This is a genomic window from Pseudomonas sp. ES3-33 (genome assembly GCF_000952175.1).
Lineage (GTDB): Bacteria > Pseudomonadota > Gammaproteobacteria > Pseudomonadales > Pseudomonadaceae > Aquipseudomonas > Aquipseudomonas gregormendelii.
Genome location: NZ_JZRI01000044.1, coordinates 336,638 through 349,783 on the forward strand (window position 1 = coordinate 336,638; position 13,146 = coordinate 349,783).

A 13,146-nucleotide genomic window follows, 5' to 3' on the forward strand; every position below is an offset into this window, starting at 1 on the left:
GATCTTTTGATCTACCTTCTGACCTACGCCTCAGGCCGCAGAATCAACACCGCCAACGGCGGCAAATTCAGCGACAGTGACAGCGGCTGTCCGTGGCTGGGTTCTTCCTCGGTAAACGCCCCGCCCCCATTGCCATAATTGGACCCGGCGTACATCGCCGCGTCGCTGTTGATGACCTCGGTCCAGCGACCGGCAAACGGCACGCCCACTCGATAACCCTGGCGCGGCACAGGCGTGAAGTTGGCAACCACCAGAACCGGGCTGCCATCCTTGCTCCAGCGCAGGAAGGCATAGACGCTGTTGATCGCATCGTCGCCAATCAACCACTGGAAGCCCTGTGGCGCGTCGTCCTGGTCGTGCATCGCCGGTTCTTCGCGGTAGAACCGGTTGAGGTCGCCCACCAGCTTTTGCACACCCTTGTGTTCCGAGTACTGCAGCAGGTACCAATCCAGTTGCTGGTCGTGATTCCACTCGCGCCACTGGCCGAACTCGCAGCCCATGAACAGCAGTTTCTTGCCCGGGTGCGACCACATGAAGCTCAGGTAAGCCCGCAAGTTGGCAAATTTCTGCCAGCGGTCGCCGGGCATCTTGTCGATCAGCGAATGCTTGCCATGCACCACTTCGTCATGGGAAATCGGCAGGATGAAGCGCTCGGACCAGGCATACACCAGGCCAAAGCTCAGCTCGTTGTGATGATGCCCACGGTACACCGGGTCCTGCTGGATGTAGTGCAACGAATCGTGCATCCAGCCCATGTTCCATTTGTAGTCGAAACCCAGGCCGCCCTGTTGCGTGCTCTGGCTGACGCCGGGCCACGCGGTGGATTCCTCGGCGATCACCAGGGCACCTGGGGCCTCAAGGTTGACCACGTCATTGAGGTGGCGCAGGAAGTCGATCGCTTCCAGGTTCTCCCGCCCGCCGTGGCGGTTGGGCACCCATTCGCCGGCCTTGCGCGAGTAGTCGCGATAGAGCATCGAGGCCACCGCATCGACGCGCAGGCCGTCGACGTGGAAATGCTTGAGCCAATGCAGCCCCGAGGCCAGCATGTAGCCGTGCACTTCGGTGCGGCCGAGGTTGTAGATCAGCGTGTCCCAATCCTGGTGAAAACCTTCCTGCGGGTTGCCATATTCGTACAACGCGGTGCCGTCGAATTGCGCCAGGCCGTGGGTGTCGGTCGGGAAATGCGCCGGTACCCAGTCAAGGATCACACCAATATCCGCCAGGTGGCAGGCGTTGACGAAGGCGGCAAAATCATCCGGCGAACCGTAGCGGGCACTTGGAGCGAACTGCGACAGCAGCTGATAACCCCATGATCCACCGAACGGGTGTTCCATGATCGGCATCAGCTCGATGTGGGTGAAACCCAGTTCCTTCACGTAAGGAATCAACCGCTCGCCCAGTTCGTGCCAGGTGTACTGGCGGGCGACTTCGCCCAGGTCATCCAGCTCACACTGCCAGGAGCCGGCGTGCAGCTCGTAGATCGATAGCGGCGCACTGGGGTGCTGGCGCTCGATGCGCGACTGCATCCACGCCTGGTCCTGCCATTCGATGCTCAGGGGCGAGGCGACCTTGGACGCCGTGTCTGGAGGCAAGGTGGTCGCCAGGGCCATCGGGTCGGCCTTCAGCGGCAAGATACCGTTGGCGCCGAGGATTTCGTATTTGTAGGTTTCGCCCGCCTGCATGCGCGGGATGAACAGCTCCCAGACACCCGTCGGATGCCGCAGGCGCATCGGATGACGGCGGCCGTCCCAGTTGTTGAAATCACCCACCACCGAAACCCGCTTGGCATTCGGCGCCCAGACGGCAAACCGCACGCCATCGACCCCGTCTACCGTTTTCAACTGTGCACCGAGGCAACTGCTCAAATCCCGATGGTTGCCCTCGGCAAACAGGTACAGGTCCATCTCGCCCAACAAGGGACCGAAGCTGTAGGGATCCTCGGAAACCTGCTCGCCTCCGGCCCAGCGGGTGCGCAACAGGTAAGGCTGGGCGCGATCGAAATGCCCGACGAACAAGCCTGGGATCTGGGTGGCCTCAAGATTGCCCAGTTCCTCACCGGAATCCTTCGCCAGTACTTGCACGCTCAGGGCATCCGGCAGATAGGCCCGAATGAATTGCCCGCCGGCGTTATCGGCATGGGGACCGAGAATTGCAAAAGGGTCGGGATGTGCGGCGCGCACCAGCGCGTCGAGGTCCTGCGATCCGGGCAGCAGCGCTTCTTTAGCGTGACCCAGTTCCTTGTTCTGGAAACTCATGACTACTCTCCACCAAGATCGGAAAAGGGTTTAAGCCCACTCAATAATCCATACAAACCATGTAACGGCACAGGCAGCCAGGTTGGGCGATTCTCAGCCTCGTAGGCCACCTCGTACGCGGCCTTTTCCAGACCGAACAACGCCAGCGCAGCGTCCTCGCCTGCCGGATCTTGCCACGCATGTCCAAGACTAGCTGCCGCCAGCCGATAAGCGTCGACAAATGCCTGGCGAGCCTCATTTAAATAGCGCTCTGCGACCCTGACTCGCGCCGCCTGTGCCGCTTCGGTGTTATCGACATTGTGCACATTGATGGTCATGGCTGCCGCGTAATCAAACGAGCGCAATACCCCGCTCACATCCTTGTACGGACTGTGCTTGCCCCGTCGCTCATGCAGTGGCCGGGCCGGTTCACCTTCAAAGTCGATCAGATAGGCATCGCCCTTGATCACCAGCACCTGGCCCAGGTGCAAGTCGCCGTGTACACGAATCCGCAGGCCACCTGCCGCCTTTTTGCCCAGCTCCTGAACATGGCTCAGGATCGCCTTTTTGTTGTCCACCAAGCGACTGACCAGCGCCTGGTCGGCCGGGTTCAGTTCGGTTTGATGCTGCTTGAGCAACTTCAAAGCATGTTCCACTTGCGCGGCGACGTCCTTGGCCGAGGCCAGGGCTTCTTTTTGCGTGGTGACCTGCGGCGCGAAGTCCGGGTCATCGGTGGGCGCGGCGAGAACCTGATGCATTTCACCCAGGCGCTGGCCGAGCATGCCGGCAAAATCCTTCAGCTCGCCCAAGGCGTTGTAGTGCTGTTCCTGTTCCGAAATGGCTTGCGCCAGTTCGTCACGTAATGCGCGTTCGAGGTTGTTCTGCGTCCATTCCCAGGCATCGCCCTGATTGCTCAGGAAGCCTTGGGCGATCATCAGCAGCGTGTCCTCGCCTTCGGCGTCACGACGAATCACCGAGCCCAGCAATGGGGAGATATTGGCGAACCCGGCGTTGGTCAGGTACGCACTCATTTCCAGTTCAGGGTGGACCCCGGAGGCGATCTTGCGGATCAGTTTCAGCACCAGGCTTTTGCCGACCACGACCGAACTGTTGGACTGCTCGGCCGACAGATAGCGCACCTCCGACTCCGCGTTGAGGCCCAGTTGAGCCAGCGCGGGGGTCGGTTCAAAGCGGATATCACCTTCGTCAGACGCCAGTACGGTGTTGTTGTGCATACCCTCCAACACCGCACGAATGAAGTTTTCCAGGGCAAATGCATCGGTAATGATGCCGACCTGACGACCGCGGCGAACTCGGGACAGTGCCAGTTGCTGCGGCAGCGCCGGACCGACCTGATCCTCGGCGATAAAGCCGAAAGGCAGCTGATACCGACTGGTCTGGCCATTGCTGGTGACGTCGATTTCGCTCAGCAACACCGGATGCTCTGCGTCGCCAAAGCGCACGCCATAGGCCAGTTTTACCTGTTCGATGGTGGCGTCCTTGCCGGCAAACCAGCGGCGATTTTGCAGCCAGTTGGGCAAAATGCCCTGCTCCATCGTGGCGCGAGACGGCGCTTCCAGGAGTTCTTCCAAGCGGTGCTTGAGCACCAGGGTGGTGAAGTCCGGCAAGCTCTGCGCCGGTTCCACATGCCAGCTGGGCATCTGGTTCTCAGCCGCCAGGCCAAACCAGTAAAAGCCATACGGCGCCAAGGTCAGGAGGAAGTTAAGCTGGCCGATCGGTGGGAACGCGTTCCCACCGAGCATTTCCACCGGCACCATGCCGGTGTAGGCCGACAGGTCGAGCTCGGCCGCCTGGGCACTGCGCGATACGTTGGCCACGCACAGAATGATCTCGTGTTTACCGTCCTCGCCGGTGAATTCACGGGTATACGCCAGGATTCGGCGATTGCTTGGCGAAAGCATTTTCAGGGTGCCGCGCCCGAATGCCTTGGATTGCTTGCGCACGGCAAGCATGCGCCGGGTCCAGTTGAGCAGCGAGTGCGGGTCGCCGGCCTGGGTCTCGACGTTCACCGACAGGTAACCGTATTGCGGGTCCATGATCGGCGGCAACACCAGGCTGGCCGGGTCGGCGCGCGAGAAGCCGCCATTGCGGTCAATCGACCACTGCATGGGCGTACGCACGCCATCCCGGTCACCCAGGTAGATGTTGTCGCCCATACCGATTTCGTCACCGTAGTACAGGGTCGGCGTGCCGGGCATCGACAACAGCAGGCTGTTGAGCAGTTCCACGCGGCGGCGGTCACGCTCCATCAAGGGTGCCAGACGCCGGCGGATGCCCAGGTTAATGCGTGCGCGGCGATCAGCGGCGTAGTAGTTCCACAGGTAGTCGCGCTCCTTGTCGGTGACCATCTCCAGCGTCAGCTCATCATGGTTACGCAGGAAAATCGCCCACTGGCAGTTGGCGGGAATCTCCGGGGTCTGCCGCAGGATGTCGGTGATCGGGAAGCGGTCTTCCTGGGCCAGCGCCATGTACATGCGCGGCATCAGCGGGAAATGGAACGCCATGTGGCATTCATCGCCGTTTTGGCCCTGGGCATCGGTGTCGCCAAAATACAGTTGAGTGTCTTCGGGCCATTGATTGGCTTCGGCGAGCAGCATGCGGTCTGGGTAGTTGGCATCGATCTCGGCACGGATCTGCTTGAGGACGTCGTGGGTCTCCGGCAGATTCTCGTTGTTGGTGCCGTCACGTTCGATCAGGTACGGAATAGCATCCAGGCGAAGGCCGTCGATGCCCATGTCCAGCCAGTAGCGCATCACCGACAGCACGGCTTTCATGACTTGCGGGTTGTCGAAGTTCAGGTCCGGCTGGTGCGAATAAAAGCGGTGCCAGAAGTACTGCCCGGCCACCGGATCCCAGGTCCAGTTGGATTTCTCGGTATCGAGAAAGATGATGCGCGTGCCGTCGTATTTCTGGTCGTCATCGGACCACACGTAGAAGTCCCGGGCGGCCGAGCCTTTCTTGGCCTTGCGCGCCCGCTGGAACCAGGCGTGCTGGTCGGAGGTGTGGTTGATAACGAGCTCGGTGATCACCCGCAGGCCACGATCATGGGCCTCGGAGATGAACCGCCTGGCATCGGCCATTGTCCCGTAGTCAGGGTGTACACCGCGGTATTCGGCAATGTCGTAACCGTCGTCGCGACGCGGCGACGGATAGAACGGCAGCAGCCAGATGGTGTTGACGCCGAGGTCGGCAATGTAATCGAGTTTCGAGATCAGGCCGGGAAAGTCGCCGATCCCGTCGTTGTTGGAGTCGAAAAATGACTTGACGTGAACCTGATAGATCACCGCGTCCTTGTACCAGAGCGGGTCTTTGATAAAGGTGGCAGCCTTGGGTTTCTTCGCCATTTGAAACTCCTGTTGAATTCGATAAAGCGATGCATCTCGCAAATCACCCCTGTAGGGGCCGGCGTCAGGCTCGGTTGGTCAGGACACGGAAATCCGCCAGATGCCGAACGATTGCTGAGCCGGGTCCAGGCGCATGAACTGGTACTTGCCGTGCCAGGTCCAGCGGTGCCCGTTCATCAAGTCCTCACCCTGGGTGTGCGCGTCGTCCGGCAAACCCATTTCCCACAGCGGCAGCTCGAAATTCGCTTCCTGGGGGTTGTGCGGATCAAGGTTGACCGCTACCAGAATGAAGTTGCTGCCATCGACGCTACGCTTACCGAAATACAGGATGTTGTCGTTCCAGGCGTTGTAGATCTTCAAGCCAAGGTGCGAGTGCAAGGCCGGGTTTTGCCGGCGAATGCGGTTGAGCTGGGCGATCTCGGCGATGATGTTGCCCGGCGCGTTGTAATCCCTCGGGCGGATCTCGTACTTCTCCGAGTTGAGGTATTCCTCCTTGCCCGGCACCGGCGCCGCTTCGCATAACTCAAAGCCCGAATACATGCCCCACAGGCCTGATCCCATGGTTGCCAGGGCCGCGCGGATCAGGAACCCGGCACGCCCGGACTCGTGCAGGAACGCCGGGTTGATGTCCGGTGTATTGACGAAGAAATTCGGGCGATAACATTCCCGCCATGGCGATTCGTTGAGTTCGGCCAGATAAGTCGACAGCTCGTACTTGGTGTTGCGCCAGGTGAAGTAGGTGTAGCTCTGGGAGTAACCGACCTTGCCCAGGCGCGCCATCATCGCGGGCGTGGTGAAGGCTTCCGCGAGAAAGATCACTTCCGGATACAGCGCACGCACGTCGGCGATCAGCCACTGCCAGAAAGGCAGGGGCTTGGTGTGCGGGTTATCGACGCGGAAGATCTTCACGCCCTCCTCGACCCAGCCCACCACGATGTCGCGCAGTTCGACCCAGAGACTCGGAATCGCATCAACGGCATAGAAGTCGACGTTAACGATGTCCTGGTATTTCTTCGGCGGGTTTTCGGCGTATTTGATCGTGCCGTCCGGACGCCAGTTGAACCAGCCCGGATGCTGTTGCAGCCATGGATGGTCCTGGGAACACTGGATCGCGAAATCCAGGGCGATCTCCAGGCCATGGTCGGCCGCTGCCGCCACCAGGCGACGGAAGTCCTCGCGGGTGCCCAGCTGCGAGTGAATGGCCTCATGCCCCCCCTCGGCACTGCCAATGGCATAGGGGCTGCCCGGGTCATCGGGACCGGCGGTCAGGGAATTGTTCGGGCCTTTGCGATGGCTGCGACCGATGGGATGAATCGGCGGGAAATACAGGACGTCGAAGCCCATGTCCTGGATCATCGGCAAGCGCGAGTGTACGTCGTTGAACGTGCCATGCCGGGCTGGATCGTCGGTGACGGAACGGGGAAAGAGTTCGTACCAGCTGGCAAACTGCGACAGTTCACGCTCAACGTCCACCGGGTACTCGGGGCTGAAACTGACAAAGGCCCGATGGTCGGCCTGAGCCATCAGGTCGGCGCTACGTTGGTGCAGAAACAGTGCAACCTGCTCGGTTTCGAGCAGCCCGGACAGCTCATGGTGCAAAGCCGCCAGTGCTTCGCTCAGAGGCCCTTCGGCACGCTCGGCGGCGTGCTGGACCTGAGTACGACCTTCCTGCAGTTCCAGGCTGACCGGCACCCGTGCGCTGTGCTTTTTCTCCAGTTCATAACAGAAGCTGGCGAACTGATCGATCCAGGCCTCCACGCAGAACACGTATCGGCCCTGGCGCTCGACGCGGAACTGGCCCTGAAAGCCGTTATTGCCCAGTTCGCCCATCACCGCGCTGTGCCAGCTGTCATCGCCCTCGGAGCGCCAACGCACCCGCACCGCCAGCTTGTCATGGCCGTCGGCAAACACCTTGCTGGTGACCACGACGTCCTGACCCACCACTGCTTTGACAGCGAACTGCCCGCCATCGAGGATCGGCATGGTGTCTTCAATCGCGATTCGCGGCAGCAAAAGTGCCTGCGACAACGGTATATGAGGGTTGTAGCTCAACTCTGTAGGCTTTTCAGACGTCATCGAGCATCTCTCCTTTACGCCCCATGGACGCTCTTGTACTGGGCCGACAATCGCAAAGCGCTCGGCCCCGGAATGAACTCACTTAGGTTCCGAGCGACCGGCGCAGGTAAAGTTCACGCTGATTGTTCAGTTCGATCACGTTGTTTCGATCACGGGAATCATTTCATTAGAGCCAGGGTCGACAGACTTAAGCACGACTCAAGCCATGTGCCACAGGAGATGCAGCGATGACGATTCCCAACCCTGTTGAAACGCCGGATCCAAATATCGACAATCCCGTTATTCCGCCAACCGATCCGCAGCCGGTGCCAGAGCAGGAGCCGCCTGGAACGGTCCCACCGCCACGGGAAGACCCGCCAGATACCATGCCGCCGGTGGTCGTGTAGCCCTGCCCCGCGAACCCTGAAAACCCTGTAGGAGCGAGCTTGCTCGCGATGGGCGCTAACGATGACGAGGGTAGCCTGACACCCAACGGCGCTCTCAGGTTCTTCGCGAGCAAGCTCGCTCCTACAGTTGGCAGCGATCGTAGACGCGCGATCGTAGACGATGGCAAAGCAGTAGGCCGTAATCGTCGCTGATGGCCGAGCAGTGAGCCGTTACAACAGGTGGCCGAGTCTGCTGGTTCGGCAATGGTTACGGTGCATCACCCCGATCTTTATCCAGCAACTTCAAAATCCTCGGCATCACGCTGAAAATCGCCAGTGCCAGCAACGTACTCAGCACTGCAGTCGACTCACGCCCCATGCCTGCCGACACTCCGATCGCAGCGGTCATCCACAACCCGGCTGCGGTGGTCAATCCCTTCACGTGGCCCTCTTCGCCTCCGGTATTTTTCAGAATGGTCCCGGCGCCAAGAAAACCGATGCCGGCAATTACCCCCTGCACCACCCGGCTCATGGCATCTGCCTGCGACCCGGACATTTGCGGCACCAGCACAAACAATGCGGCACCCAATGCCACCAGCATGTGGGTACGCACCCCGGCGGCCTTGCCTTTGTGCTCCCGTTCGAACCCCAAAATGCCGCCCAGGATCGCGGCGATCACCAGTCTCACAGTGATTCGTGTCAATTGTGCTGCATCGCCGATATCGGCGAATTCCGCTTGCAGGGTTTCCCATACTTCATGCCACCAGGCTTTCATGCTGCTGTCCTTGTGATTGTTCTGGAAGATGGACCACGCCAACCATTAATCGGTTGCACCGAACGATGCTGGCCGGCCATAGCCTAATGCTGCAGACCCCGCAGAAATAAGGACTCCGCCATGACCGTTCGCATCGAAAACCAGACTTGCTTCTTCACTACCGAGAACGGCGAAGAAATCCGCCTGTGTCCCGACGTCACCGTGATCACCGACTCGGACAAAGCCATGTCGGCGGTCGAACTCGATGGTCAGCGCGTCTACATCACTGAAGCAGAAGCTGATGCATTGACCGTAGCAGGCGCCGTAGATGGGCGTAAGCATTTGAAAGCCACCGACAGTGATTCGGTGATTTGACCGACGCAGATCAACCCGGCCGGCGAGTGCTTGCAACAGGCGCGCAGGGACCGGGCTGACAGCTGCTTCAAAGTGTCGCAGACAGCGGATCAGAGCCCATCTGATCCGCTTTTTATTGCGATACCTGAGTCTGTTATGCAAACAGATCGACGCTCATAGTGCTCCGGCCTGATGGAGGCTGATGAGCGAAAGACCATGAGCGAAAGAATTCCCGTCCGAACCCTTGAGAGTGCCCCGTCCGTCCAGACTTTTGAGCCTTCGCGTGCAAAGACGAAGACCGGGTCCAGCGACAATCTGATTCACACCCGCAGTTTTACCGGCCTGTTTCGTACATTGCGCATGAGCGGTGCAGGGTTTCTGTTCCTGCTGTTCTTCGGCACGGTGTGGCTCAATTGGGGTGGGCGCCAGGCCGTGCTCTGGGACCTGTCCGAAAGCAAATTCCACATCTTTGGTGCAACCTTCTGGCCACAGGATTTCATCCTGCTCTCGGCGCTGCTGATCATCGCCGCATTTGGGCTGTTTGCGATCACCGTATTCGCCGGGAGGGTCTGGTGTGGCTACACCTGCCCCCAGAGCTCCTGGACCTGGATTTTCATGTGGTGCGAGAAAATCACCGAAGGCGAACGCAATCAGCGGATCAGACTGCAGGCGGCCCCCTGGACTTTGAACAAGCTCCTGCGGCGTTCGGCCAAGCACACGCTGTGGCTGGCGATCAGTCTGCTCACCGGTCTTACCTTCGTCGGCTATTTCACCCCGATCCGGCCCCTCGCCGAAGAATTGCTGACCCTGCAAATGGCCGGTGTCAGCCTGTTCTGGGTCCTGTTCTTTACCGGTGCCACCTACATCAATGCCGGCTGGTTGCGTGAAGCGGTGTGCATGCACATGTGCCCCTATGCGCGGTTCCAGAGCGTGATGTTCGACAAGGACACCCTGACCATTTCCTACGACTTCGCTCGCGGGGAACACCGTGGCCCGCGCAAGCGTGACGTAGCACCGGCTGCTGTCGGCCTGGGCGACTGCATCGACTGTCAGCTGTGCGTACAGGTGTGCCCGACCGGCATCGACATCCGCGACGGTTTGCAGATGGAGTGCATTGGTTGCGCAGCGTGCATTGATGCCTGTGATTCGATCATGGACAAGATGGGCTACGCCCGTGGATTGATCAGCTATACCTCCGAACACGAACTGCAGGGTGGCAAGACCCGTCTGTTAAGACCGCGACTGATCGGTTACACCGCCGTGCTGCTGGCGATGATCGGCGCCCTCGCCCTAGCGCTGGTGGAACGGCCAATGGTCTCGCTGGATGTCAGCAAGGACCGCGGGCTGTTCCGCGAGAACAGCCAGGGGCAGATCGAAAACATCTACAGCTTGAAGGTCATCAACAAGACCCAGGAGCACCAGGACTATCGCCTGATGCTGGTGGAGGGTGACGACTTCCAGTTGCAAGGCAAGACCGAACTAAGCCTGGCGCCAGGGGAAATCGTCGACGTGCCGGTGTCCGTGGCGATGACCACGCAGCGCCCGAGCAGCAGCTCGCAAAGCATTGTGTTCAAGATCGTCGATACGGATGAGCCCGGGATCTACAGCGAAGCCAAGAGCCGGTTTGTTGCGCCGATGAACCGTTGATCCCTTAGACTGCTGTGCTGCCACAAGCGCACTGCAAAACCTTTGGGAGCGGGCTTGCCCGCGAAGAAGTCCCCCGATTTCACAGAACAACCCAACCGGGCTTTAGATGAAACGCTACGAAAAATTCGCCGACGACATCGCTGAACTGATCCGCTCCGGCGTCCTCGGCCCCGGTCAGCGGGTACCGTCGGTACGCTACGCCAGCCAGACCTACGGGGTCAGCCCATCCACCGTGTTCCAGGCTTATTACCTGCTGGAGCGGCGCGGTTTGATCCGCGCCAGGCCGCGCTCCGGCTACTTCGTCAACACCCACGCCCCGAGCCCTTTTTCCGAGCCGGAGATCAGCAGCCAGGTGAACGAGTCAACCGAGGTCGACGTGAGCGAACTGGTGTTCTCGGTGCTCGATTCGATCAAGGACCCGAACACCGTGCCCTTTGGCTCGGCCTTCCCCAGCCCGGCGCTGTTTCCCCTGCAGCGCCTGTCACGCTCCCTGGCCAGCGCCACCCGGGACATGGATCCGCGCATGGTGGTCACCGACATGTCGCCGGGCAATCCACAGCTGCGCCGGCAGATTGCCCTGCGTTATATGGTGGGCGGGCTGATGTTGCCGATGGAGGAGCTGTTGATCACCAACGGCGCCCTGGAGGCACTGAACCTGTGCCTGCAGGCCGTGACCGAACCCGGCGACCTGGTCGCCATCGAGGCGCCGGCCTTCTACGCCTGCTTGCAGATTCTCGAGCGGCTCAAGCTCAAGGCGGTGGAAATTCCCGTGCACCCACGCGAGGGCATTGACCTGGCCGTGCTCGCGCAAACCCTGGAGCGCCATCCGATCAAGGCCTGCTGGTGCATGACCAGCTTCCAGAACCCCATGGGCGCGACCATGCCCGAGGCGAAGAAACAGGAACTGGTCGAGTTGTTGCGTCGGCATCAGGTGCCGCTGATCGAGGACGATGTCTACGCCGAACTGTATTACGGCCAACAGGCCCCCAAACCGGCCAAGGCCTTCGATACCGAGGGCCTGGTGATGCACTGCGGTTCGTTCGCCAAGAGCCTGGCCCCCGGATACCGCATTGGCTGGGTAGCTGCCGGGCGGTTCGCACAGAAGATCGAACGCCTGAAGCTGATGACTTCACTCTGCGCATCGATGCCAGCCCAGGCAGCAATTGCCGACTACCTGCAGCACGGCGGTTACGATCGACACTTGCGCAAATTGCGCTATGCGCTGGAGGAGCAGCAAAGCGCAATGCTCGCGGCCATTGCCCGGTACTTCCCGGCACAGACGCGGGTCAGCCAGCCTGCTGGCGGGTACTTCCTGTGGCTGGAGTTGCCGGAGCAGATGGACTCGTTGAAGCTGTTCCAGATGGCGCTCGCCCAAGGCATCAGCATCGCGCCGGGGCCGATTTTTTCACCGACCCGACGGTTCAGGAATTGTATCCGGCTGAATTATGGCAGTCCCTGGGATGAGACGGCGGAAAAGGCGATGGAGACGTTGGGACGGATTGTCCGGTCTTTTTAAAGTCAAAAGCTTGAGCTTGAGCTCTTAGCGTCCGCCGCCCAGATCAATAAAGGTCCCCGTCGCATACGACGCCTTGTCCGACAGCAACCAGACAATCGCCTCAGCCACCTCATCCGGCCGCCCACCCCGGGCCATCGGGATCGCTGACTCCAGCTTGCTCACCCGATCCGGGTCGCCACTGAGGGCATGGAAATCGGTGTAGATGAATCCTGGCCGCACCGCATTGACCCGAATCCCCTCGCCCGCTACTTCCTTGGACAAGCCGATGGTGAAGCTGTCCAGCGCCCCTTTGGAAGCCGCGTAGTCGACGTATTCGTTAGGCGATCCCAGGCGCGACGCCACCGACGACACGTTGACGATGCTGCCACCCTGGCCGCCGTGCTTGGGGGACATGCGCAGGATCGCGTGCTTGGCGCATAGAATGGGCGCCAGGACGTTGGTCTTGAGGATTTTGAGAATACGGAACTCGGACATTTCGTCCACGCGGGATTTGTGCCCGACGGTGCCGGCGTTGTTCACCAGGGCGGTCACACGGCCCAGTTCGGCGTCCACGCAGTTGAACAGCCCGACCACTTCATCCTCGATGCTCACATCGGCGCGTACCGCGATCGCCTGGGCCCCCATTGCGCGCACTTGTTCGAGTACCGCGTGTGCAGCTTCTTCGTCAGCCTGATAATTGATGCAGATCCGATAGCCCCGTTCAGCGGCCAGGAGCGCTGTCGCGGCGCCGATACCTCGGCCCCCACCGGTGATGACGATGACTTTGTCCATGCTGACTTTCCCCATTTTTTGCGTAAGCAGTCGGGGTCAAGAATAACCGCCATCGGCGGTTTTT

At 60.4% G+C, this 13,146-nt stretch carries 9 protein-coding genes and 1 pseudogene; 5 read left to right on the top strand and 5 right to left on the bottom strand.

The features are described 5' to 3' along the window. Nucleotides 1–23 precede the first annotated feature (23 nt). From glgB to UB23_RS07140, 3 genes are all read right to left on the bottom strand, one after another. On the bottom strand, nucleotides 24–2,255 hold the full coding sequence (gene glgB / locus UB23_RS07130; protein ID WP_045058614.1) for a 1,4-alpha-glucan branching protein GlgB: 2,232 nt from the start codon (nucleotides 2,253–2,255) through the stop codon (nucleotides 24–26). Between the two features lie 2 nt (nucleotides 2,256–2,257). Beyond that, nucleotides 2,258–5,599 (bottom strand): maltose alpha-D-glucosyltransferase, encoded by a 3,342-nt coding sequence (gene treS, locus UB23_RS07135; RefSeq protein WP_045058615.1) that lies wholly within the window; start codon nucleotides 5,597–5,599, stop codon nucleotides 2,258–2,260. 78 nt (nucleotides 5,600–5,677) lie between these two features. Continuing rightward, nucleotides 5,678–7,675, bottom strand: coding sequence for an alpha-1,4-glucan--maltose-1-phosphate maltosyltransferase (locus UB23_RS07140; RefSeq protein WP_045058616.1), 1,998 nt, complete (start codon nucleotides 7,673–7,675; stop codon nucleotides 5,678–5,680). A 227-nt stretch (nucleotides 7,676–7,902) separates the two neighbouring features. Between UB23_RS07140 and UB23_RS29890 the strand changes: the two genes are divergently transcribed. Continuing rightward, entirely contained in the window at nucleotides 7,903–8,061 is a 159-nt protein-coding gene (locus UB23_RS29890) for a hypothetical protein (protein ID WP_163019444.1), read from the top strand. A gap of 48 nt (nucleotides 8,062–8,109) precedes the next feature. Beyond that, nucleotides 8,110–8,190: pseudogene (locus UB23_RS30205) on the top strand (outer membrane lipoprotein carrier protein LolA); the annotation flags it as partial. 118 nt (nucleotides 8,191–8,308) lie between these two features. Here the strand turns inward: UB23_RS30205 and UB23_RS07145 are convergent. Beyond that, nucleotides 8,309–8,815: an MgtC/SapB family protein gene (locus UB23_RS07145; RefSeq protein ID WP_045058617.1), complete on the bottom strand. Its 507-nt coding sequence runs from the start codon at nucleotides 8,813–8,815 to the stop codon at nucleotides 8,309–8,311. Nucleotides 8,816–8,935: 120 nt separating this feature from the next. Between UB23_RS07145 and UB23_RS07150 the strand changes: the two genes are divergently transcribed. From UB23_RS07150 to mapR, 3 genes are all read left to right on the top strand, one after another. Further along, the gene (locus UB23_RS07150; RefSeq protein ID WP_045058618.1) at nucleotides 8,936–9,169 is read left to right on the top strand and encodes a DUF3203 family protein; all 234 of its coding nucleotides are present in this window, start codon (nucleotides 8,936–8,938) and stop codon (nucleotides 9,167–9,169) included. A gap of 195 nt (nucleotides 9,170–9,364) precedes the next feature. Next, nucleotides 9,365–10,795, top strand: a complete 1,431-nt coding sequence (ccoG, locus tag UB23_RS07155; RefSeq protein ID WP_045058619.1) for a cytochrome c oxidase accessory protein CcoG — start codon at nucleotides 9,365–9,367, stop codon at nucleotides 10,793–10,795. A gap of 106 nt (nucleotides 10,796–10,901) precedes the next feature. Then, the gene (mapR, locus tag UB23_RS07160) at nucleotides 10,902–12,311 is read left to right on the top strand and encodes a GntR family transcriptional regulator MpaR (protein WP_045058620.1); all 1,410 of its coding nucleotides are present in this window, start codon (nucleotides 10,902–10,904) and stop codon (nucleotides 12,309–12,311) included. 24 nt (nucleotides 12,312–12,335) lie between these two features. Here mapR and UB23_RS07165 read toward each other — a convergent pair whose 3' ends face one another. Beyond that, a complete protein-coding gene (locus tag UB23_RS07165) occupies nucleotides 12,336–13,082 on the bottom strand; it encodes an SDR family oxidoreductase (RefSeq protein WP_045058621.1) in 747 nt (248 codons plus the stop codon). Between the last annotated feature and the right edge of the window lie 64 nt (nucleotides 13,083–13,146).

Bases quoted from the DNA above. Each gene is read 5' to 3' on its own strand.
- glgB (WP_045058614.1), bottom strand. From the start codon at position 2,255: ATGAGTTTCCAGAACAAGGAACTGGGTCACGCTAAAGAAGCGCTGCTG.
- UB23_RS07140 (WP_045058616.1), bottom strand. From the start codon at position 7,675: ATGACGTCTGAAAAGCCTACAGAGTTGAGCTACAACCCTCATATACCG.
- ccoG (WP_045058619.1), top strand. From the start codon at position 9,365: ATGAGCGAAAGAATTCCCGTCCGAACCCTTGAGAGTGCCCCGTCCGTC.
- treS (WP_045058615.1), bottom strand. From the start codon at position 5,599: ATGGCGAAGAAACCCAAGGCTGCCACCTTTATCAAAGACCCGCTCTGG.
- UB23_RS29890 (WP_163019444.1), top strand. From the start codon at position 7,903: ATGACGATTCCCAACCCTGTTGAAACGCCGGATCCAAATATCGACAAT.
- UB23_RS07165 (WP_045058621.1), bottom strand. From the start codon at position 13,082: ATGGACAAAGTCATCGTCATCACCGGTGGGGGCCGAGGTATCGGCGCC.
- UB23_RS07145 (WP_045058617.1), bottom strand. From the start codon at position 8,815: ATGAAAGCCTGGTGGCATGAAGTATGGGAAACCCTGCAAGCGGAATTC.
- UB23_RS07150 (WP_045058618.1), top strand. From the start codon at position 8,936: ATGACCGTTCGCATCGAAAACCAGACTTGCTTCTTCACTACCGAGAAC.
- mapR (WP_045058620.1), top strand. From the start codon at position 10,902: ATGAAACGCTACGAAAAATTCGCCGACGACATCGCTGAACTGATCCGC.